At 49.9% G+C, this 22,825-nt stretch carries 22 protein-coding genes; 8 read left to right on the plus strand and 14 right to left on the minus strand.

Annotated features, from left to right (window positions below; all coding sequences use genetic code 11):
- Positions 1 to 12 precede the first annotated feature (12 nt).
- Positions 13 to 915 (plus strand): LysR family transcriptional regulator, encoded by a 903-nt coding sequence (locus KCG43_RS15700; protein WP_218386126.1) that lies wholly within the window; start codon positions 13 to 15, stop codon positions 913 to 915.
- Positions 916 to 939: 24 nt separating this feature from the next.
- Here KCG43_RS15700 and soxR read toward each other — a convergent pair whose 3' ends face one another.
- On the minus strand, positions 940 to 1,374 hold the full coding sequence (gene soxR / locus KCG43_RS15705) for a redox-sensitive transcriptional activator SoxR (protein WP_218386127.1): 435 nt from the start codon (positions 1,372 to 1,374) through the stop codon (positions 940 to 942).
- A gap of 133 nt (positions 1,375 to 1,507) precedes the next feature.
- Between soxR and KCG43_RS15710 the strand changes: the two genes are divergently transcribed.
- Complete coding sequence (locus tag KCG43_RS15710) at positions 1,508 to 2,698, plus strand: MFS transporter (RefSeq protein ID WP_218386128.1); 1,191 nt, start codon at positions 1,508 to 1,510, stop codon at positions 2,696 to 2,698.
- A 54-nt stretch (positions 2,699 to 2,752) separates the two neighbouring features.
- On the opposite strand, the gene KCG43_RS15715 is transcribed toward KCG43_RS15710, so the two are convergent.
- The gene (locus tag KCG43_RS15715; protein WP_218386129.1) at positions 2,753 to 3,661 is read right to left on the minus strand and encodes a LysR family transcriptional regulator; all 909 of its coding nucleotides are present in this window, start codon (positions 3,659 to 3,661) and stop codon (positions 2,753 to 2,755) included.
- A 141-nt stretch (positions 3,662 to 3,802) separates the two neighbouring features.
- Between KCG43_RS15715 and KCG43_RS15720 the strand changes: the two genes are divergently transcribed.
- Positions 3,803 to 4,912: an alkene reductase gene (locus KCG43_RS15720; protein ID WP_272872729.1), complete on the plus strand. Its 1,110-nt coding sequence runs from the start codon at positions 3,803 to 3,805 to the stop codon at positions 4,910 to 4,912.
- A 10-nt stretch (positions 4,913 to 4,922) separates the two neighbouring features.
- Entirely contained in the window at positions 4,923 to 5,942 is a 1,020-nt protein-coding gene (locus KCG43_RS15725) for a zinc-binding alcohol dehydrogenase family protein (RefSeq protein WP_218386130.1), read from the plus strand.
- An 84-nt stretch (positions 5,943 to 6,026) separates the two neighbouring features.
- On the opposite strand, the gene KCG43_RS15730 is transcribed toward KCG43_RS15725, so the two are convergent.
- Positions 6,027 to 7,172 (minus strand): MFS transporter, encoded by a 1,146-nt coding sequence (locus KCG43_RS15730; RefSeq protein WP_218386131.1) that lies wholly within the window; start codon positions 7,170 to 7,172, stop codon positions 6,027 to 6,029.
- Between the two features lie 15 nt (positions 7,173 to 7,187).
- Positions 7,188 to 8,747 carry an ABC-F family ATP-binding cassette domain-containing protein gene (locus KCG43_RS15735; protein ID WP_218386132.1) on the minus strand — a complete coding sequence of 520 codons (1,560 nt, stop codon included), beginning with the start codon at positions 8,745 to 8,747 and terminating at the stop codon, positions 7,188 to 7,190.
- A gap of 721 nt (positions 8,748 to 9,468) precedes the next feature.
- Between KCG43_RS15735 and KCG43_RS15740 the strand changes: the two genes are divergently transcribed.
- From KCG43_RS15740 to KCG43_RS15750, 3 genes are all read left to right on the plus strand, one after another.
- On the plus strand, positions 9,469 to 10,467 hold the full coding sequence (locus KCG43_RS15740) for a hypothetical protein (protein ID WP_218386134.1): 999 nt from the start codon (positions 9,469 to 9,471) through the stop codon (positions 10,465 to 10,467).
- A 1-nt stretch (position 10,468) separates the two neighbouring features.
- Complete coding sequence (locus KCG43_RS15745; protein ID WP_218386137.1) at positions 10,469 to 10,795, plus strand: hypothetical protein; 327 nt, start codon at positions 10,469 to 10,471, stop codon at positions 10,793 to 10,795.
- A gap of 233 nt (positions 10,796 to 11,028) precedes the next feature.
- Positions 11,029 to 11,442, plus strand: a complete 414-nt coding sequence (locus tag KCG43_RS15750; RefSeq protein ID WP_218386139.1) for a VF530 family DNA-binding protein — start codon at positions 11,029 to 11,031, stop codon at positions 11,440 to 11,442.
- Between the two features lie 91 nt (positions 11,443 to 11,533).
- On the opposite strand, the gene KCG43_RS15755 is transcribed toward KCG43_RS15750, so the two are convergent.
- From KCG43_RS15755 to KCG43_RS15775, 5 genes are all read right to left on the minus strand, one after another.
- Positions 11,534 to 11,944, minus strand: a complete 411-nt coding sequence (locus tag KCG43_RS15755) for an NUDIX domain-containing protein (RefSeq protein ID WP_218386141.1) — start codon at positions 11,942 to 11,944, stop codon at positions 11,534 to 11,536.
- A gap of 114 nt (positions 11,945 to 12,058) precedes the next feature.
- A complete protein-coding gene (locus KCG43_RS15760) occupies positions 12,059 to 12,610 on the minus strand; it encodes a YdeI family protein (protein WP_218386143.1) in 552 nt (183 codons plus the stop codon).
- 1,064 nt (positions 12,611 to 13,674) lie between these two features.
- Complete coding sequence (locus tag KCG43_RS15765; RefSeq protein WP_218386146.1) at positions 13,675 to 14,064, minus strand: DUF6559 family protein; 390 nt, start codon at positions 14,062 to 14,064, stop codon at positions 13,675 to 13,677.
- 467 nt (positions 14,065 to 14,531) lie between these two features.
- Positions 14,532 to 14,969 (minus strand): SRPBCC domain-containing protein, encoded by a 438-nt coding sequence (locus KCG43_RS15770; protein ID WP_192016271.1) that lies wholly within the window; start codon positions 14,967 to 14,969, stop codon positions 14,532 to 14,534.
- 305 nt (positions 14,970 to 15,274) lie between these two features.
- A complete protein-coding gene (locus KCG43_RS15775; protein WP_218386148.1) occupies positions 15,275 to 15,817 on the minus strand; it encodes a DinB family protein in 543 nt (180 codons plus the stop codon).
- A gap of 30 nt (positions 15,818 to 15,847) precedes the next feature.
- Here KCG43_RS15775 and KCG43_RS15780 point away from each other — a divergent pair, with 30 nt between their 5' ends.
- Positions 15,848 to 16,033: a hypothetical protein gene (locus KCG43_RS15780; protein WP_218386151.1), complete on the plus strand. Its 186-nt coding sequence runs from the start codon at positions 15,848 to 15,850 to the stop codon at positions 16,031 to 16,033.
- Between the two features lie 145 nt (positions 16,034 to 16,178).
- On the opposite strand, the gene KCG43_RS15785 is transcribed toward KCG43_RS15780, so the two are convergent.
- The 5 genes from KCG43_RS15785 to menB all read right to left on the minus strand — a co-directional run bounded on the left by KCG43_RS15785 (position 16,179) and on the right by menB (position 22,424).
- Positions 16,179 to 16,724, minus strand: a complete 546-nt coding sequence (locus KCG43_RS15785) for a GNAT family N-acetyltransferase (protein ID WP_218386153.1) — start codon at positions 16,722 to 16,724, stop codon at positions 16,179 to 16,181.
- A 589-nt stretch (positions 16,725 to 17,313) separates the two neighbouring features.
- Positions 17,314 to 18,636, minus strand: coding sequence for an anti-phage deoxyguanosine triphosphatase (locus KCG43_RS15790; protein ID WP_218386154.1), 1,323 nt, complete (start codon positions 18,634 to 18,636; stop codon positions 17,314 to 17,316).
- Positions 18,637 to 18,981: 345 nt separating this feature from the next.
- Positions 18,982 to 20,490, minus strand: a complete 1,509-nt coding sequence (gene menE / locus KCG43_RS15795; RefSeq protein ID WP_370630701.1) for an o-succinylbenzoate--CoA ligase — start codon at positions 20,488 to 20,490, stop codon at positions 18,982 to 18,984.
- Positions 20,478 to 21,500, minus strand: coding sequence for an o-succinylbenzoate synthase (gene menC / locus KCG43_RS15800; protein ID WP_218386228.1), 1,023 nt, complete (start codon positions 21,498 to 21,500; stop codon positions 20,478 to 20,480). Before menC ends, menE begins: the two co-directional genes overlap by 13 nt.
- A gap of 57 nt (positions 21,501 to 21,557) precedes the next feature.
- Positions 21,558 to 22,424, minus strand: coding sequence for a 1,4-dihydroxy-2-naphthoyl-CoA synthase (gene menB, locus KCG43_RS15805; protein ID WP_218386155.1), 867 nt, complete (start codon positions 22,422 to 22,424; stop codon positions 21,558 to 21,560).
- Between the last annotated feature and the right edge of the window lie 401 nt (positions 22,425 to 22,825).

Raw genomic sequence — 22,825 nt, forward strand, 5'->3', positions numbered from 1 at the left:
GGGAAAATAAACATGGATAAACTCAAAGCCATGGAAGTGTTCGTCACCACATTACAGTGTGGCAGCATTTCCAGCGCCGCAAAGCAATTACGTCTTCCCGTTTCCAGCGCCTCGCGGCAGCTGAGCTGGCTTGAAGCGCAGCTCGGCACTGAGCTAATCAAACGCAGTACGCGGACCATCAACCTGACTGAAGTAGGCAAAGCCTACCTGACACAATGTCAGCAGGTCCTTGAGCAAATTCGTCAGGCGGAGGAACTGGTAAACACCTATCAGCAAACCCCGTCAGGTATTTTGACGATCAGTTGTATGAGCCATTACTTTGACAGTCAGGTACTGCCGCATCTGAGTGAATTCGAGACGCTGTATCCTGATATCAAACTTGATATCGATGTGTCAGACCGCCTGACCGATCTGTCGAAAGCCGAAATTGATATCGCTATTCGTGGCGGATATCTGCCGGATGAACGTATTCACGCACGCTGGTTATGCGATAACACGCCACATCTGTGCGCGACACCTCAGTACATTGAGCGATATGGCCTGCCAACTGATCATACTGAACTGCACGCTCACCATCTGGCTTACTACCGGAGTCCAAAGCACATTTTAAAGTGGGGTATCGTCAGAGAAGGGCGATGGCTGCCTCTGGATCTGGAGCCGTATATCGTAACCAATTCCGGTCGCTATATTCGTGAGCTGATGATGGCAGGAAAAGTGATGGCGCTGCTGCCAGACTGGTCAACCTTCGAAGACCGGGGCGAAGGCAAACTCATCAAGGTCGACCTTCCTGCACCGGTCTGCCTGTCTGCCGAGCGCCTGGGGCTATATCTGCTGTATTACACGCCCCGCTATCAGGTGCCGAAAATCAGGGCAGCGGTCGATTTTTTCAGCCAGAAACTGGCGCGCGTCCTGTAACCTTAACCACTAAGCCACAATGTTTCAGCGCGGATGTTCAAGCAGCACCGCGCCATGACCCTCATCTGCCAGCGTATCATCGGGGTTACGAAGCTGACACCGGTTCAGTGACAGACAGCCACAACCGATACAATCGCCCAGCGAATCCCTGAGTTTTTGTAATTTGATTATTCGTTCATCAAGCTGATGCCGCCATAAGTTCGCCATTGCCTGCCATTCTTTCTGTGTCGGTGCGTGATCCAACGGCAGATGAGACAGCGCTTCGCCGATTTCCTCCAGCGACATTCCCAGCTGCTGCGCGGTTTTAATCACCGCAATCCGGCGCAGCACACTGCGATCATATCGGCGCTGATTACCTGCGTTGCGCCAGCTCTGAATCAGTCCTTTCTGCTCGTAAAAATGTAACGCAGACACTTTTACATTGGAGCGTTCAGCGACCTGTCCGACTGTCATTTCCATCGCCAATCCTTACATGCTGATATTTTGTATTTTATTCTTGACCTCAAGCTTACTTGAGGTTTTAAGCTCTGCCCATCACTAACAATAACCAATAACCAATAACCAATAACCAATAACCAAGAAGGAAACACGGATGTCACGCACTGCAACTTATCTCACCGGGCGCTTTTTTGACGGTATTTCATCCGGGATGTTCATGCTGGCACTGCCTTGGATCATGCTGAATCAGGGCGACATGGGGGTCTTCGTGGCGGCTGTCTCGCTCACTTGCACTGCCTTGTCGTTTATCGCCACCCCTTTCACCGCCACGCTGATTGACAGACATTCTCGCAAAGCCATTCTGATAGTCATCCAGGTTATTCAGTCGCTGACCGCACTGTCTGTACTGATCGCCTTCCGGTTTCAGGCCGATTCCATCTGGTTGCTGGCACTGGCGCAACTGATTTTCTGGCTGACCAACGATGTCGCCTGGAGCACCAATAATGCCTTCACTCAGGAAAACTATGACAAGGCAGACTACGCCAGAGTGACGGGTCAGCAGGAAGTCGTCATACAACTGACCACACTGAGTGCCGGGGCGGCGGGCATAGTGCTGCTGACATCCTGGTCGATGAGCGAGTTCGCCTTGCTGGCAACGCTGGCCTCTGGCATTGCCGCGCTGAGCTACTGGCTGACACCGTATCGCCGCCGGCTGTCATCCAGTCAACCTCAGGCGTTTTTCAGACAGTTGGCAGAGAGCAGAACCATCTTTACCCGCCAGCCCGCTTTCTACCTGTTTCTGGCGTTATCCTGCCTGACCTACCCTATGCTCACCTATCTGGCGAAACTGGTACCTGTGTATTTCTCTGAGCACAACATCAGTGGCAGTTGGTTTGCGTCCTGGTCGCTGAGCTATGGCATCGGCGCCTTGCTTACCGGCCTGCTGGTAACGCGTTTGCTGGCACGCATCAGCCATGAAAAAGCCATGATGTACTCCGTGATAATCATGGGGAGCCTGCTGATTATCATGGCCGTCTGGTTAACGCCGGTTGTACTGGTCTCTCTCACCGTGATCCTGGGCTTTTTCAACGCCTTAAACCGTATCGCCCGCACCAATAAGCTCAACCACGAAGTTAATGTGCATGAGCGCGGGCGGATAGAAGGCGGTCTGAAATTATTCTCGACCCTGAGCCAGAGCCTGAGTTATGTCTTGATTGCGGCATTAAGCTACCTGCAGATCACCGAAATGGGTTTTGTCATTATGGGCGTTATAGTGCTGGCCGCAGGCCTGCTGATGCAGATGCTCTACCGGCAAGGTTGCCATGTGCAGGTTTCTGTTGCCTGAGGACAAGACAATCACTGTGGCGACTTCCCTGAAGCGTACGCTAGGGAAGTCTTTTCATTTTTCCATCCAGTCCATCAGAAACTGCGAAAAGGCGTTAACTTGCCTTGGCTGAAATTTCCGACCGGGATAAACAAGCTGTAACGCCACTGAATCGGTATCACTGAGACTCAATCCTCTGACCTGATCATCAAACAGCACCTGTAGCCGGCCGTCCAGCACATCCTGCCGAACATCCCACCAGGACTTCATCGTGATACCATAGCCTTCCACAGCCCATTGACGTACCAAGGCTCCATCGGTACAAATCATCGCCGGTTCAACTTCCACCGTTATGGGGCCATTATCAGTGACAAAGTGCCACTCATTCATAATCTGTCCGGCCCACTCCATCACTAAACATCTGTGATGAAGCAGATCATTGGGGTGCTCCGGGTGCCCCGCTTTCGCCAGGTAAGCCGGCGATGCACACACCACACGGCGATTTTGTACTAACGACTTTGCAATCAGGTTGCTGTCAGGCAAGTTGCCCAGCCGGATGGCAATATCTATGCCTTCATCCACCAGTTTTACCATGCCATCGGTCAGATACAGATGCGGCGCAACCTTAGGATGGGCCTCTGAAAACGCCGCCAATGCCGGCGCCACATATTGCCTGCCAAAATCGGATGGCGCAGTAATACGCAAGGAACCTGACAGTTCCGCCTCACATTGCGTTAATACCGCTTCAGCGGCTTCCACTTCTTCCACGACTCTCAGACAAGCCTCGTAAAATCGATAGCCCGCTTCAGTCATTGAAATATGCCGGGTATTTCTGTTCAGCAAACGGGTTTGATATCTGTGTTCCAGCTGATTCATCCTGGCGGTCATACTGGCAGGCGACAACCCCAGCTTACGCCCTGCAGCCGCCAGTCCACCTGATTTCACCACCTGAACAAACAAGGCCATGTCGTCTGTTTTTGCCATATTATTCAGCTTTTATGAAGTATGTTTTCGTATTTACGCTAATTATAAATATTTTCCGAATCAATACACTGTAAATGTCTTATGACTGAACCCAATACTCGTACATCATTCTGATGAATGTACGATGACCCACGGAGATTCATGATGTCAGATTCACTACTGTTCACACCACATCAACTTGGTGCTGCTGTGCTTCCCAACCGGATTGCAATGGCCCCAATGACACGATCCCGCACTACCCAACCCGGTGATATTCCCAATCGTCTGATGGCTGAATACTATGCCCAGCGTGCCAGTGCGGGTTTGATTATCACTGAAGCCACACAAATTTCACCGCAGGGTAAAGGTTATTCTTTCACACCCGGTATCTTTTCCTTTGAACAAATACAGGGCTGGCGCCTTATCACGCAGGCCGTCCATGCTAAAGGCGGTAAAATTTATTCACAGCTCTGGCATGTCGGCCGGATGTCACATCCGTCATTTCACGACGACGGCCAACCTGTTGCACCTTCAGCCATTGCACCTGACGCACAAGTCTGGGTGGTTGATGAAGACGGCGTAGGCAGCATGCAGGACTGCCCTGTTCCCCGAGCGCTGGAGCATCATGAGATCCAGGCTATCATTGAAGACTATCGTCAGGCAGCAATCAATGCCATCGAAGCCGGCTTCGACGGGGTGGAAATTCATGCTGCAAATGGCTATTTAATCGACCAGTTCCTGCGCAGTACATCCAACCATCGAACCGATGAGTATGGCGGTTCAATTGAAAATCGCATCCGTTTTGCTATTGAGATTGTTGAAGCGGTCTGCAAGGCGGTTGGTGCCGAAAATGTCGGGATCCGGCTTGCGCCTTTCATTACTCAGCGGGGCATGAATGATCCTTCAGTAACAGAAGCCATTTTAGAAGCGACCAAACACTTCCAGCGGCTCGGCATTGCCTATATTCACCTGGCCGAAGCAGACTGGGATGACGCGCCTCAGGTGTCACCTCAGTTCCGGACAGCGTTGAGAGAGATGTTTACAGGCAGCATCATGGTGGCAGGTAACTATACTCATGCAACGGCTCACCAGTTACTGCAGGCTGGCCTGGTCGATATGGTTGCTTTCGGCCGCCCGTTCCTGGCCAACCCCGATCTGCCCTACCGCTTGCAGCATCAATTACCGCTGAATGTCATTTCCGATCCCACCACCCTGTTTGGCGGAAATGAAACCGGCTACACCGATTATCCTTATTACAACCAACACGCTTGAGGAACCACCAATGAAAGCTGTCGCACTGACCCATTATTTACCTGTATCAAACCCGGACAGCCTGATGGATGTCGAACTCTCAGCACCGGCTGTATCAGGCAAGGATATTCTGGTGAGGGTGGAAGCCGTCTCGGTCAATCCGGTTGATACCAAAGTAAGAGCCCCCAAAGACAAAATTGAACCACAGCCTCGTGTTCTGGGCTGGGACGCTGCAGGGACGGTCGTCGCTGTCGGTGAAGACGTCACCCTGTTTTCCGTTGGTGACGAGGTATTCTATGCTGGCGATATCACTCGCCCCGGCACCAACAGCGAATACCAGCTTGTTGATGAACGCATTGTCGGAAAAAAACCGCAATCACTGTCGATGGCGGAAGCGGCCGCACTCCCTCTGACCAGTATCACCGCTTGGGAAGGATTATTTGACCGGCTCAATATCAACCCCAAAGGCACACAGGATCAGCAAAGCCTGCTGATCATTGGTGGTGCTGGCGGTGTCGGTTCTGTAGCAATTCAACTGGCCAGCCAGATTTCAGGGCTGACGGTAATCGCAACGGCATCACGGGAAAACACCCAGCACTGGTGCCATAAGATGGGCGCCGATCACACCATCAATCACAGGCAGGATATGGCGGCACAACTGGCTGAACTCGGCTTCCCGGCAGTGGACTACATCTTCTGCCTCAATGACACAGCCGGCCACTGGGCAACCATGACGCAAGTCATCAAACCCCAGGGCATGATTTGCAGTATTGTCGAAAGTGATATGCCATTGGATATGGAACCGTTAAAAAGCAAAAGTGCCGGTTTCGTCTGGGAATTCATGTTTACCCGCTCCATGTATCAAACCCATGATATGGCCGAGCAGGGTAATTTGCTCAATCAGATCAGCAAGCAGATTGATGCCGATACCCTGCAATCCACCATGAAGGAGCACCTGACACCGATCAACGCTGAGAACCTGCGCCAAGCCCATGCCATAGTAGAGCAAGGAACAATGATAGGAAAAATTGTCCTGTCCGGATGGGCATAATTCCCTAGTCCCCGATCATCCCTGCCCCGCATAATGATGACTGTGCGGGGCAGGGAATCACATGACTTTATGCCTCTCTCCGGCTCATTCACTATGCCTGATTTTGACTGGTTGCAGGACGATGATCGCTATCCCAAACAGCGCAATTGCCAGCAACGCCATACTGTATTGCCCGGTGCTATACGCAGCACCAGCAATACCAGACCAGATCGCCACGCCCAAATGCATCATCGTCATAGCCAGTGACATCAGAACGCCGCGATGTACCACTGACAGCTCCGAGATATAGCTTTGCAACGCCGGAGAGCCAACGCCACCAGCCAAAGCCCAAAGCAACAACAACGGAATAAGCGCGATCAGATTTTCCGTTGGCGAAAGATAAAACCAGACACTGACAACCACACAGACACCCAGCGCTATGCGCATTGTCTGACGTCCACTTTCCAGCCGTCCGGTCACATGAGGCATAAGCACATTGCCTATGACACTGATCACACCAAGCACAGCATACACAATGCCGACGCTCCACATGGATAGACCCTGCGTATCGCGCAAATGCTGACCCACCAGATTAAACAATCCAATTCCGCCCCCCAAACCAAAGCACATCGCTAACAAGGCACCTGCGGCGCCGGGGATCGACCAGACATTAACAGAAACGTCTTCGTTCCCCGTCGCCGGTTGCTCAGCCCGGTGTGGCTGTCTGACTGATACAAACGCCAGCGAAACAGCCACAAGCCAGGCACAGACTCCCAACACGACAAACGCGGCCCGCCAAGTCAATGTTTCAGCCAGTACCGCGCCAAGTGCCGGACTGGCAATCATTCCCAGAGTCAGGCCCGACTGTACCCAGGCAATCTTCTTCATGGCATCTTCCCCTCCTGAGTCTGCTGCAAGCGCAAAGGCAATAGGCAACATCCCGGCGCTGGCCAGTCCCGTGACAACACGCGTCACAACTCCAGCTTCAAACGTCTCCACCAGCCCAGTCGCAACAGAAGCCAGACCAAACAGGACAGACGCCGGAATCATCACAGCTAAGCGTCCGCGACGGTCAGAGTATGCACCGAGTAAAGGCGCTATTACGGCTAACGCCACACTATAAGCGGTAATAAATAAAGTGATGCGTTCTGGCGGAACCCCCAGATCATTACCGATAGGGGCCAGTATTGGCCCCAACATCAATTCATCGGCGCCAACCAGAAATGCAATAAAAAACAAAACAAACTTCATCTTACTGTTCTCACCTTAAGCCAGTGCTGCTTTTTCAATTTTACCGGCAGGTTGAATATCAACCACCCGGTCCGGCCATCCAGCGACAAAATCCCGCTCGTGCGACACCATGATGACAGTCCCGCTAAAGTCGATCAGCGCTTGCTTCAGCGCCGCTTTCACCGTGGCATCCAGATGGGTGGTCGGCTCATCCAGCACCAGCAGATTTACCGGCTGCAATGCTAAACGACACAGCTTCACTTTGGTCTGCTCTCCTCCGCTGAGCGAGCCGACAGGCTGCAAGGCCAGCTTGCCGGACAGGCCGAAGCGCGCCAAATGTTGCCTGGCCGCTTTGTCATCCAGTCCGGGACAAACTGACTTCACCAGATTCACGGGCGTGGCATCCTGAAACGGCCAGTGCAATTCCTGCTCAAAGTAGCCCAGCCTGAGCCCTTGTGATAATTCCAACTGACCAGACATCGCTGCCAGGTCGCCCACCAGGGTTTTCAGCAGGGTGGACTTTCCGATGCCATTAAACCCGGCAATCACGACTTTTTCACCGCGCTGCAGGCTCAGATTCATCGGAGGCAGCAAAGAACGGGTATAGCCGATTTCCAGCCCGGTAGCCGCCAGCACAGTCTGGGCACTCAGTGCCGCAGCCCGGAACGAAAACGACACCGCTTTTTCTGACTCCGGCGCTGCCATGCGCTCAATCCGCGCCAGCTGTTTCTTGCGGCCATTGGCAATGCTCGCATTCACCCCAGCGCCGTTTTTGGCAATGAACTGCTCCAGCTTATCAATATGCTTTTTCTGGGCCTGATACTGCTTGGCATGAGCCGCATCGTCGCTGGCTTTCTGCGCCATCGCTTTCTCAACATTACCCTTGTATTTGCGGATTTGTTGTCTGTCGATATCGCAGATGCCGGTCGCAATCCGGTTCAGAAAAGCCTTATCGTGCGACACCACCATGAAGGCGCCTGTAAAGCCAGTCAGATAATCGGCCAGCCAGTCGACATGCACGGTATCAAGGTAGTTGGTCGGTTCATCCAGCAACAGCACATCCGGCGATACCAGCAGCAGGGTTGCCAGCATCACTTTGTGGCGCTGACCACCACTCAAAGCGCCGAGCGGCGTTGTCATGCCGAACAGGGTAATCCCCAGTCCTTCAGCCACCGCCTCTATTTTGTGATCTGTGACATAAAAGGACTGGCTTTCCAGCATCGCCTGAATCGTTGCGGCACGGGTCAGGAAACTGTCGCGGGCACTTTTCTCCGGGCAGGCGTAAATGGCCATCATCTCGGCTTCCAGTGTGTATAAATCGGCAAACGCCGATTGCAGATAACCACGTACCGTCAACTGATGATCCAATTCTGCGTGCTGATCCAGATAGCCGATTTGCACGGTAGGCTGCCAGAGAATGTCACCACTGTCTGGCAGCAACTCGGATTGCAGCAATTTCAGTAAGGTACTTTTCCCCACCCCATTCTTGCCGGTCACCCCGATATGCTCGCCGGGAAACAAAGTGAAATCGGCCTGCTGATACAGGGTTTTATCGCCGATGTGGTAAGTCAGATTTTGAATTGTGAGTAAACTCATTGTATTACATCCATAAAAAACGAGGGGCGGTATAAGGCATACCGGCCCCTCGCTTCAAGCAATCTTGAAACTAGCTGCTGACTGATTCTCGGTCAGAAACTAAAAGGCCGACGATGAAGGTCATCGTCGGCCTGTACTCTGCATTCATCAGATACAGACAACTCCCCTGAAGGATCAGGGAATGACGGCTATATCTGATGAAGATTCAGAAGACATTCAGCTCCGAGCAACACTTCATCGTGTTAATGCGCGGAGCACAGTCGCCTGACAAAATTCTTGAATAGGATGTAAAACATTGCAGAGTGGTCCAAAAACATAATTAGGTCGCAAAATACGCAATTTTCAATCATGAGTCAACCGCATCGACTATCGTATGCAGTCATATCGCACATCGGCAGCAAGGCATCAGTTGACACCCCTCAGCCAAAAATCGCGGCCAATAGCGCAATCACGACAGCCATAACCAGTACGGTTTTCACCAGCAAACCGATATTACCACTGCCGCCATCAGGCGGCTGATTACAACATCCCACTGTTACCTCCAAAGTCACAATCATTGCAGTACACAACAGGCAGACTAAAGCTTCCCCCCAGTGGAAGGTAAAGCGAAACTGTTACCCGCTGCACATTTCCCTTCGCCCGAACCCTAATTGGCGGGAATACTCAACCAATAGCATTTATGTTATGCATATACGTTTTTATATTGTCATTGGAATTTCATATGCCCGTCCGAGCTAGCGCTGCAAGAGTGAGTATCATCACTGCTGGCCTGCTTTTTCTTTCTGCCTGCAGCCAGAATACCAGTAATGATGTTGGTTTGTATGCGCAAGCCAGTAATCTGCTCACCAGCCAGCTGGGCGACATGATGCAGGAAACCAAAACCTTACAGACAAAACGGGCCACCAACACACTGGCGCTGGAACTGGAACGCCCCAGCACTCTGCTGACCTCCGACCGGATGACGCAACAGGCAAAAACCTATGCCGATATTACTCAACAACAGTTCGCGCTATACGCCCTGAACCGTTCCCTGCAAGACTACAGTCAGGCCCTCAGCGAACTGGCAGACGCCAAATACCGCAGCGACATTGACTATGCCGCAGCCAAACTAAGCGGTTCGCTGATCTCAGCAAACAAACAGTATCTTGCCCTGACCAATACCCCCCTGCTGGATGCCAACGATGACACCTTCCACATACTGTCATCTGCCATCGCAGGGATAGGCGCCACGGTAGCAGAATCTCAGCGGCGCAAAGCCCTGAAAGACATCATTATCAAGGCCGACCCGACCATCAGCACTATCTGCGATACCATCAGCCAGCGCCTGTCCTCCGGCAGACTGTACGCCGCCCTGCTGTCGGAACGCCGGGATATGCTCAGTACCGATATCCGTCGCTTCAACATCATGAAAACGCAGGGAAAGCTCAGCCATGAGGCAGTGATCGCGCAAATTGAAAGCCTGACTCAGCGCTCAGTGGATATCGCCTCCACAGCGCTGATCTTCAAGCAACTAGCCAAAGCTACGCAGACACTGAAAGAGAAGCACCACGCGATTGCCGAACTGGTCGCTAACAACGAGTTCAGCGGTAAAGCCTTCATCCGTATTGCAGGCGAGCTCAGCGAAACCGGCCGACATTATTCATCACTGAACACTCTGCTGGGTAGCTGCGAAACCGGCTTTGCGCTCAGAGATGATCAACTTGTTTGCGAGGAGGGATGAGATGATCGACAAGCCATTGGGCAACTACCTGGCTGAAGCTATCAATGAGCTGCGCAAGGTGAAAGAAATCACGCTGGATTATGATCAGGCGCTGCAATTACAGCAAGACATCAACCTGCTGTTGACCCAACTCAGCGAAGCACTGGCATTACCCGATCTGGGCGTTGCGCGTACCCAAAGTGCGGTGACGAACCTTATCACCCTGACGTCGCTGGCCAAAAAGGCCAAACACGATCCCAGCAAGATTGCCGATGTTATTTACACCACCTCTAAAGTGGTGCGTGTGGTTGAAAAAGTGCTGAAAGGCACTGGTGAAGCGCTGCTGTAAAAACGAGTGGCGGAGACAGCTTGTTGCGAGTTGGCACTGGAAAAGGTTTGCTCCTTCCTTGCTATTAATAGCGATAATAATAGGGAAGCAAGGCCGAGTCTGCTAGAATCCCGTGCCCTCAACCTTCATGGCACAGCTTACTCATTCGTGCCGCTCTGGTATTAAATTGAAGCGTTGAGCGAATACCACCCAATCCAACCAGCCCCGGTACGTGAGAAACTCAGGAACGCGTTATGATGACAGATGAAGAAAGAATTGAACTACAAAAAAATAATCCATTGCACGGTCTTAAGTTAGAAACCTTACTGCAAGAGCTGGTCGATTTTTACGGATGGGACATTCTGGATACAGCAATGCGGTTTAACTGTTTTCACGTCAACCCCTCGATTGCCAGCAGTGTGAAATATCTAAATAAAACAGACTGGGCAAGAGAGAAACTGGAAAACTTTTACCTGTACCGCTTTAAGCGTATGCCTCGCGCAACGAGCGAAGAGTATGAATTACCGCCACGCGCCCGCCCTTTCCCACATGGCCTGAAGCCTAAAGAACCAATGGTACTGACGGTTGAATCCATTTTGAAGTCGCAAGCCAAAGCCGCATCAGCCCATAAAGAGCGCTCTTCACGGGGTCGTCACTTCCGCCGTTAACGCACGGCATCTCGGTCAATCAAATAGCAACGTATCAGGCATGGATGCCTGAGTTTGCTTGATGGCATTATTGATGTTATTCGGGCGATGGTTAAGCGCTTATTCTTATTACATGCTTAATTGCCCTGACAAAAACGTCTTGGCACTCAAAGCTCAATGCATCGTTAAACTTATGCCAGAAAAACGCAAAATCATGGCCGCCGTCATCTTGGGTACGGAAAGTCCATGTATCGGGCAAATCACCACATTTACACTGTAAAAGATGCCAAATCTGATGTTGATAACCACTATCCCAAGAGCCTAAATAACGAACACTTTCGACTTTCTCAATACCGGATTCTTCAACTAACTCTCTTAAAGCCGCTGTCCCAAATGAAACATCAAAATCTTCGACAGTTCCTTTAACTAGTTGCACGCCAGCGATGGGATGCTTAAAAAGCAGTAACTCTTTATCTTGGCCACTTCCCCTTGTAATCACGGGACAAACTTTGATATTTCTCATTAATACAGTAAACCTCACTAAATCAGTGATATACCTATATAACTGACAGTCATTCTGATGTGTTTGTCGCGCTTAAAACCCGCTTCCCCTCAACATTTTTCGCTGCGCGCCTGCTTACTCTTCTGCCTGTGGCGCACTGAACGCTTTGCTGTAGAAACCTGACGGGTCAAAGCAACACACTCTCTTCTTCCCCGAAGCAAGCATGTCGCATGCGTCATTAATGCGTTTCACGCGGGTCTTGGCCTGCTTGGCCGAAACTATCCAGTGAATCCAGTCTACACGGGCAATGGTCGTCGTCGCATCCCATGTGGCTCGCGCCTCAGGTGCCGCCTCCAGCAGCGCTTGAGCCAGATCCTCCGGCACATCCGGTTCAGGTTCCTCCCCGGCGAAAATCTCGAAATGTGCCGTGTCACCAATACTGGCACCTGAAGCCGCCAGAAGAGCCCGGTCGATACGCAGCCAATGGCTTTTCTTGCCATCCGGTTCAAGCAAAACAGTGAAACTGTTACCGTTTAAGGTGCCTGAAACAGTGATACGACCACGCCTTGGCAACGTTGCGCTTACCTCCTGAGGCAACACAACAAAAGCCCACTCACTGTCCCCGCCCAAGTCCCTGGGGCGAAGCAATCGCGCGTCGAATTCAACACAGCTGTTTTCTGTTTCCATGATTTGATGACCTCCCTATGAAACTTTCCCTGAACGAACGACATAGTATTTTAGCAGACAGTTATGCTGGGGGGAGTGAGTTTAGCCTCCAGCCCCATTGAATCACTTTGTATGTCGCGCTTAAAACCAGCGCCTTGTCCAACATTCTACGTTGCGCGCCAGACACTCTTTGCTGGCTCAAAGAGTGCCCAGAAAAGCCTTTGATTTTGCTGATGTTGTCCGGGCCGGTTGTAGGCGCTCCTTGCGCCGACAACCTAAAAATACATCCATGTATTTTTCCCTGGGATTGTGGCTGACTATCCTGTTGATGACACTCAGCCTGTCGATACGGCAATTGCATGTGCCAACCAAGCTCAGCATCGTCGGAAAACAAAAGCGATGCATGATAAATACATCAATGCTTGAGGCTGTATTAAGTGCTGGTTTTAGTCAGGTGATGAAAAACTAAGCACTCATGCGGTCGCCCTGGACATGAACCCTCATCAGGCTCTGCCACACTGGGTAAGCCTGATTACGAAATCCCTGTCGCAATCTGTCTATAGCATTGATTAAACAAACATAGCAGCAGTATCCACGGCAAGGATCACCAAGACAGGGGGCTGGCCCACAAAATAGTACACTCAACAGTCTTCGGTCATTTTGCATACAAGTCAACGTTGTCATCCAGATGAAAACGGGTTGTGTCGCGGATCGTAAAGTTCTTGGGCAGACACTTAACGAAAAACAACGTCATCAATTTGTCTTGAACGTGACTGTCCTTGTCATTCCCGACCTTCGCCTGTTTAGCTGAAACTATCCAGCAAATCCAGTTAGTCGCATCCCATGTGGCTCGCGCCTCTGATGCAGCCTCCAGCGCTTGAGCCAGATCACTCGGCACTGCTATTTTCTTTCTCCATGATTCGGTGATCGCCCAGTGAAAACCTCCACTAAATCAGTGGCATATTGTTGTAGCGGGCAATTATTCGGGTTGTTTATTTGTTGTAATTAAATCAGGTGCTTCTGATCGTTTACAGGCGCTCCCGGCGTCAACAACCTAAGCTTACATCCATCTCTACCCCCGATATTTAGTCGCCACCACCGCCACCGCTATCTCCACCAGAAAAACCTCCAGCATCAATACCCCCACCAGAATCTGATGAGGCCGAAGTTATGTCACTGACGCTGAAATCTGAGCTGCCATTAAAGTAGATATCTCCTATCTCACAACGCATCGCATCATAGTCGCAATTTTCGCCGATTTCTTGATGAAACTGATCGAAGTCTTTCCTGTTTGAAAACATAGCAATACCGTAACATGCATACACCACAGATAGGCCGCCTCTCTCGATCGTACTTTTAACCTGTTTTGGGGTATATCTTTTTGATTTCCTGTAATCCCTTTTAAGCATGCTTGGAAGTTTCTTTATATATGATTTGATTGCTCTTCTTTTTTTAAATTTTCGAATTAATTCCATTCTCGATATCCTTAATGGCATTTAACACCGACACGACAAGGATGTCAGTGATGTAATAAAATTCCATTAGTAAAGCCACATACGAACAGTTTTCTGAAGCATGATCACCTAAAGATGCGCCATGAATGCTTGCATCAGAAGTTAAGTTATCGTGCTTAATTACCATTTCATCTGATTTTTCAATAGCCGAAAGCCTACCGATATCTTTGGGAGAAAAGCATTTCCCCATTCTTCAAAAGCGTGATTCCGCCTGATTTTCTGTCATTGTTCTTGTTCGTCATAAAGTCCGTATTTATTAATAACAGTAATAACAATTTACGATCCTGATGTGTAATTCTTCTCCGCACTAAATGTGTTGCTTCATCTCTGAGTTTTCACGCTCAACCCGGCGATTTTATTAATATATCGGCACAGTCTTGTTCAACATCCAGATAACATGTCGGCTACGCAACATATAGCCTTATTTGTCAATTCGAGACTTCTCTTAGCACAGTTGTTAGACGATCAATATTTTGCTCATTTGCTAAACCTGCCCTTTTTTTTACAGCGTGCGCTGTTTCAGCGTTGTCAAAAACTTGCTCCCAAGTTAAGCGCGTACCATCACCTTCTGGAGTCAGGCTAACAGTAAGCTTGAAATTTGGAGGGCAATCATGATGAATCACAATTTTAGTATCAGGCACAAGTTCTTTGAAGAAGCTGTCATTGAGATAATCTGCTCCATCAGGGCTATGCATTACGAATTTCCAGCGCCCCCCTGCAGTAAACTCAAAAACCTCGAATGTATTGGTGAAGCCATCAGGCCCCCACCACAACGCTAATAACTCTGCCGATGCAAATGCGCTATATACTTCCTTGGGTGTGAAAGGCAAGTTTCTTGAGGTTCGCAGCATTCTGTCATCAGTCATGATCATGGCTCCAAAACAAGTGAGATTAGTAATGCAGAATGAATAATATAGACTCCCCTCTTCAGGTTTGCCACACCTTGAAAGTCTGATTACATAATGGATGGAGACTACCAAGGCAAGGTACTAATCCACAAAAAATAGCACTCTCAACAATCCTCGGTCCTTCTGCAGATGTGCCAACGTTATTATCTGGATTGAAGCTGGTTGTCGCTCGCTAAGTAAAGCTCTTGAACAGATACTTGACGAAAAAACAACGTCATCAATTTCGCTTTTAAAGTGATAGTTCTTACGCCAACTGCAACCGGTTAAACACAAGCTTCCTCAGGAATCAGCGCCAAGAGGTCTGTCACACCAATATCTTCAGCGGCCTGAGAAAGCAAAGCAGATACTTGCCCCCGATGATGGGTTTGATGATTAAAGAAGTGAAGAACCAGGCTTGAAAACCGTTTGTTAGCAGAAATGCCTTTGGTATTGTGATAACTAAGTAAGAGATCCAAATCTGTCTCAGTGAGTTCATCTACCCAACAGATAATCTGACAATCCAACCAAGATCTTTGTTCGGATAAAGCAGTGAAATCTTCAAAAAGTATCTGATCCAAGCTACTCGGGTTGGGAAGATTGACGACCTCACGTAAAGAGGACATGCAGGACGGATGCGAGGAAAATCGCTTGAGCCAAATAATATCGCCCACAAGAATGTGATTCAAAGTACCGAAAACAGAGCCAAAAAATGCGCCACGATCCTTGGTCAGCTCTTTTTTATCTAAACGACTCGCAGCCTCGTAAACCTTTGTGTTCATGCTTTGGTTGTAGGCGGCCAGCAATGTAAAGTGTTCTTTAAGGCTCATCTGTATTTCTCCTTGTACATTATGAATCGCATGAACTCCTCTTATCAGGCTTTGCCACACTGTGTCAGCCTGATGACGACATCGCCGAAGGCCACCATGTCAAAATCTGTCTATGGCATTGATTTAGCCAAACACAGTTTCAGTATCCACAGAGAAGATCATCAAGGCAAGGTGTTGATGCACAAAACCATTTTACGACAGTCAGTCGCCGGGTAATCGGGGGCTGCTTTTATGTCGCGCTTAAAGTCAGCGCTTTCTCAGCATTCTGCGTTGCGCGCCAGACTTTTTCCTTAATAATGCCGCTTCGGGCTTGTCCAACACATCGATAAAGTGTCGGCTATGCGCCAGTTATCCTTATGTGTTATACGTAATTTTTCGTACATAGTGTCATAGTAGTTTCTGACACAGCCTCCGCTTCTATGCGGTAGCAATCTGACATTTCCCCAACGGCTTCGAAACCACATTTCAAATACAAATTTTTCGCAGGAAAATTGTTAGAAAGAACATTGAGATCTAACCAATCGATACTTGAACTTTTATTACAAAACTGAATTACGCATTCAATCAGTTTTACACCTAAACCCTGTTTTCTTAAACTTGAATCAACACCCATGCCCAAAAGCACACGATGAAATTTATACTCTTCACTGTAATGACGTAAGTCAATATGACCAACGACTTGTTCATTAGAATCTTTGATTACCCAGAGCTTTCTCCAGCCATGTTCACCAAGACGGTACTCAAAACCATCTCGAAACTTGGCCTTAAATTGCTCTGAAACTAAACAATTTTCTTTAGAAATTGGTTGAAAAAGTGGAGAATCATCATCCGCATTTTCAAGAAGCTGCGCCCCTATATACTCGAAAAAAGTTTCTAGATCTGACCGCTTTGCTTCAACTATTCTCATGTATTCTCCTTCTTACGCATAACCAATGACATGGACTCCCCTCATCAGGCTCTGCCACACTCGGTAAGTCTGACTACGGAATTACCGGAGACCACCATGTCAAAACCTGTCTATGGCATTGATTTGATTTAGCCAAACACAGTTTCAGTATCCACAGAGAAGATCATCAAGGCAAGGTGTTGATGCACAAAACCATTTTACGACAGTCAGTGCCAGGAAGCGGGGCAGTTTGTATATAGCGCTTAAAGCCAGCGCCTTCTCAGCATTATGCTTTGTGCGCCAGACACTCTATGCTGACTCAGAGAGTGCCCAGAAATGCCTGTTAAATTCTTTGGTGCTGTCCGGCCGGTTGTAGGCGCTCCTTGCACCGACACCCTAAAAATACATCCCTGTATTTTTCCCCTAGGATTGTGACTGACTATCCTGTTGATGACGCTCAGCCTGTCGATATGGCAGTTACCTGTGCCAACCAAACCACAGAAAGCAACCGAGCGCTCAACCAGGCTATTTCCTTAATAATGCCACTGCGGGCTTGTCCAACATCCGGATAAGTGTCGCTGCGCGACACTTATCCTTATTTGTTACATACTTAAACTAAAGGAGCAAATATTGAACCTTGTTCTGGAGTAAAGAGTCTTTGGTACAATTTACATGCTTCTGTATCCGTCATAGATGAAATATAGTCAGCAATAACACGGTCAATGTTTGCATCTTCTACTATTTTTTCTTGAACAATTGTTGGTAAAAGTGCATACGGCTTCGATTTGAGAGCAACAAATAAATCGGAAATGACTTTTTGCCCTTTAAACTCGAGTGTTTGAACACTAGGCTGAGATATAACCTGTTCATAAACAAAGTCTTTAAATGAACCAAGAATTTCCTTACGTTCATTATCCATTATGCATTGAAAATCTAATAATGGACTTTCAAACTTATCTTGCTTACTAATGGTCGTTCCACGAACCAACACATTTATAATACTGCTGATAGCAGCCTTAGTATCTTCTAACCTACCTGAAGATAATTTAGCTGAAAGATAGTTTTTGTTCGTTGAACTCCAAGGCTTGGTAACTATTAAAGATAATTCTTCAAGCTCATGACTTAGTTTTTCGCACACCTCATCTCGATGTAACAGGCGCATAACTAAAGCATCCTCAAGGTCGTGAATACCGTAAGCAATATCATCCGCACATTCCATAATACTCGTATCAAATGATTTAAACTGAGATTTAAATTTACCTTTCACTTCAGTTACAGAAGTAAATAGTTCCTTGTCTCGATCAGATAAAGGACTTAAGACCCAATCTAACGCATCTTTTTCCGTGTCATGAATACATTTTGGAGGAGACCATTTGCTAATATCTGCGGCAGATGATAATTCAGGCCTAGGATACTGATGCTTCAACTGGCTATGAAGCACCGGATATTTAATAACACCTAACAACGCCCTGCGCGTAAGATTATAGCCAAATTCGCTAGAATACTCTCCCAACTTACTTAGTATTCTGAAGGTTTGTCCATTTCCCTCGAAACCTCCGTCATTATGTAAAAAATAATTAAGTGTTCGTTCTCCATTATGACCAAAAGCAGGATGACCCAAGTCATGCGCTAAACAAATCGTTTCGATCAATGGAATAGGAGCTACCCAGTCTTTGCTTGAGCAACCTCTTTGATTTGCAATAAAGTTAAGACGATGAGTGATAGAGTTACCTACCTGAGCGACTTCCATTGAATGGGTTAATCGGGTCCTAAAAAAATCGCTTTCTCCGACACCATGTACCTGAGTTTTTGATTGTAGTCGACGGAATGCTACTGAATTAATAATTCGACTTTGATCGATTCTGTATAAATATTCATGCCCAGTGTCTGAACTACGCTTTCTGTCACTTTGACGTTGAACCCATTGTTCCATGCGAACCTCTCATTTATATGCAACTGTAAACCATTAATTATATGATTATGAGCAACACTGCATAGAGATCTAGTTCAAAACTATTACTTGTTATGAAATCAGTATCAAACTAATTAATGGACTGTGAAAGTTCATAATTACCTCAACAAAACCCAGCTTAATCCACTGATTTATATTAACTATTTTTACTTAATTATATAGATCCATCAGTAAGTGATACGACTCACTGCCCTGTATCTTGCGTAAACACCTTATACGACCCAATTGATATTCTGGGTTTTTATCGCGCTTAATGATCTACCCTGAAGTTCAGCGTCGCAGGTGCCGGTGAAAAAGCGGCAGCGGTCACTTAACATTTTCAGGGGCGTTCATGAGCTGGTATTCATTTTGATTGTCAGAAAACCACTCTCTCATGGCCTTTCGCGATAGTTTGATGCCGGTTTGTGGCTGTTGTGGCATGGGGAAGAACGCATCGGGGATTTTGAAGTGAGTGAGTTTATCTGCCAGCCAGAGAGGCAGTTGCAGGGCTGACTGATCGCTGGCGCTGTCGATCAGGGCAACCGGGCGGGCGCCATATTCGGCGCTGTGAACAGGGATCACCAAACTTTGCCTGATGTCGGGATGACGGTTAAGCACGGCTTCAATTTCTTCGCAGTGGATGTTCTCACCGCCGGAAATAAACTGGTTATCGGCACGGCCTGTGATGCGGAGTTCACCGTCGACCCACTGACCGACATCTTTGCTATCAAACCAGCCCTGTTCATCCACCAGCGGGATAAGCAGGCCCTGATAATAGTAACCGCTCGCTAAGGTATCACCGGCGATATAAATCCGCTTGTTTCTCAACTGAACCTGACGGTTTGGCAACACACGCCCGGCGCTTGCGATGCCGTCTGTCGGTTTGGCCGTCACCGTCGACGCCGCTTCTGTCATGCCATAACCCAGCCAGGTTTCAATACCACTGTCTCTGGCCTGCTGACACAGCGGCAAAGGCACATCACTGCCGCCCAGTAACACATGGCTGAGCTGCAGTGGCTGGCGGTGATCCAGCAGTCGCTTGAGCCGCGTGGCTACCAGCGACGCATGGGTCGCCCCCTGAATGTCCTGTTCCAGTTGACCGCTGCCGATTTTCAGGCAGGCACCGACGCTGAGCCAGCGGTACAGAATCGACAGACCGGAAACGTGATATATGGGCAGACTGAGCAGCCAGCAATCGTGCTGCTGAAACGACAAAACCGCCAGCAGACCACGGGCCGAGGCCAGATGCTGCTCCTGCGTATGGGCGACCGCTTTGGGCACGCCGGACGAGCCCGAGGTAAAGACAATTGAGACTATTTTTTCTGTGTCGCGATGTTCTGTATCGCGTTGTTCTGCATCTCGTCGTCCTGCATCGCGGCGGGCAAGGCACGACGCCGAAGAAGCAACCGGTGCTTGCAGGTTCAGTATCTGGCAGTCTGTGAATAAGCGCTGCCTGTCCTGTTCTGAAAAACCGCTGATGGCTGAGTCACTGCTCCACACAAACTGTCGCTGCCCCTCGCCATACAACACACGCAGATTTTCCTGAATTAGCTGGTAGGGTTGCGGCATCGTCAGGGCTGTGATCGCTCCCAGCTGGATGCAAGCCAGATGGAGCATCACCACATCCGGCGAGTTGTTGCTGACCACAGTCACCACAGCACCTTCGCTCACCCCCTGAGCGGCGAGCACTCGTGCCAGCCGGTGAATTCGCTCAACCAGTGCTTGCCAGGTGTACTCACTCTTTGCCGTCACAAGCGCAATAGCTTCAGGCCGGGTGCTGGCCCAGGTGTGCCAGAGGCAAGGCTGACAGAGGTTGTCCGCCTTCATGAGTGCCATACCCGTGTCTGTTGTTGTAATGGCTTAACCGGCAGAGTGCTGCCCGGCCAGGTAAGTTCAAGCTGGCTGCGAAACAGGCTGAGGGTATCTAAGCCCGGTACACTGCCGGGCAGCAGCCAGCAAGACAGGCGGGCAAGCTGGGTTAATCCCAGACTGGATTCCAGACTGGCACTGATCACCGCCTTTGTCCCGGTTTGTTGTGCCTGACGGATCAGGGCGATGCAGCGCTGCACAGAGCCGATCAGGGTGGGCTTGATGACAAGGGTGTTGGCACCGCTCAGGCTATCCAGCCGGAAATCCGTATCCAAAGTGAAGTCAGGTTGCCTGACGGCAGCTTGCAAGGTTTCATCCCACGCCAGCGCGAGGCCGGTTTCTTTGCTGAAAGTCAGGCTGTCGGCCGGTCGCTGACAAGGATCTTCAATAAAGGCAATTCGTGAAACATGAGCAGGCGCAAGATGGCGGGCGAACTCACGCGCCTGCGACAGCGACCAGGCACAGTTGGCGTCCAGCCGCAGCATCAGCGACGGGTGCGCTTTCAGCAAGGCACTGACATTAACGGCATCCTGTTGCGGCGAACCACGGCCCAGTTTAAGTTTGGCAAGTCGACAATCCGCTGGCACGCTGAGGGTTGCGGCAGCGCCTTCCGCCCCGGCGTTCACTGACTCATGGCTCAGCAAGGGCACCGTCTGGTATCTAGCAGTGATCGGTAGTTCGCCTTGCAGTTCCAATGCCGCCATCGACAGTCCGAATGCCACAGACGGCCACCGGGCACAGGCCATGATGTCCTGTCCGGCCACCCAGCGTTTGAGCGCATGGAGGCTCTGTTGTCCGGCCTGATCAGCACATTCCACACTGAAGCCTGGCAAGGGCGCGATTTCCCCGCGCCCGATGCGCGCGCCCTCCCTCAGCTCGGCGATGTAGCCGATACGCTCGGTTAATCGCCTGCCCCGCAGGATCACCCCAGTGTCCATTGGCAACCGGTAACGATACAGACTGGCTGAACGCGTCATCCTGTTCACACCTTGTTCCTATGTACGGTTCTGTGTTGACCGCTCAGTGATGACAAATCACGGGTTGCGCGGGAATTTTTTGAAGTCCGGCTGGCGTTTTTCATTGAACGCATTACGACCTTCCTGACCTTCTTCGGTCATATAAAACAGCATGGTGGCGTTGCCTGCCAGTTCCTGCAATCCTGCCTGTCCGTCACAGTCGGCATTCAGTGCGGCTTTCAGACAACGCAGCGCCATCGGGCTGTGCTGAAGCACTTCACGACACCATCGTACCGTCTCCCTTTCCAGCTCAGCCAGCGGCACAACGGTATTGACCAGCCCCATTTCCTGCGCTTCCTGCGCGTCGTAAAAACGGCACATAAACCAGATTTCGCGGGCCTTTTTCTGACCGACAATCCGTGCCATATAAGCAGCACCCCAGCCGCCGTCAAAAGACCCGACTTTCGGGCCGGTCTGACCAAACCGGGCGTTCTCTGCCGCTATGGTCAGATCGCACATCATGTGCAGCACATGGCCGCCGCCCACCGCCCAGCCGGCCACCGAGGCAATCACAGGTTTCGGACAGGTGCGGATCTGGCGCTGAAAATCCAGCACATTCAAATGATGGGTGCCGGCGTCATCCCGGTAACCGCCATAGTCACCGCGTACTTTCTGATCACCGCCAGAGCAGAAGGCATCCTCGCCCAGCCCGGTGAGAATAATCACACCGACGGACTCATCGTAGCGGGCTTGTGACAGCGCATGGATCATTTCGTTGACAGTTTGCGGACGAAAAGCATTGTGCACCTGCGGACGGGCAATGGTGATTCTGGCGATGCCATCGCTCGATGTATGGTACTGAATATCGTCATACCCGCTGCCGCCGTTTACCCATTCGATCGGCGCATAAAGTGCCTCTTCAGACAAACCCAGGGTCATTGCCATACAATTCTCACTCTCAGATCACTGTGCCATTTCAAGGTGCGGGTTCAGCTGACGCCAGAGCGCCATTGCAAAAAATCTGCGGTTGTTCTTTGCGGGCCTTGTGCCCGGCATGAGCGATACAGCTTGCCGTCGCCGCGTGAATACCGCCAATCAGTACATGAACCATCTGGTGCTGGAACACTACGCATGCCTCAACGAACTGGAACCTCACCTGCCATCATGACCTCTGAGAGACCAGGGGCAGGCAAAACAAACCTCGGGACAGTCTATAGCCAAGCATGATTTTTCACCTGCGCCAGATCAAACTTGATCTGATTTACTGGGGTTGCAGACGATGGAGTGAGAAGAAAGGCGAGCGGGGGTATAGCAACCGGCAAATAAAAAGACTTCAGCAGCGTGTT

The sequence above is a fragment of the Photobacterium sp. WH24 genome (assembly GCF_019204055.1).
GTDB lineage: Bacteria > Pseudomonadota > Gammaproteobacteria > Enterobacterales > Vibrionaceae > Photobacterium > Photobacterium arenosum.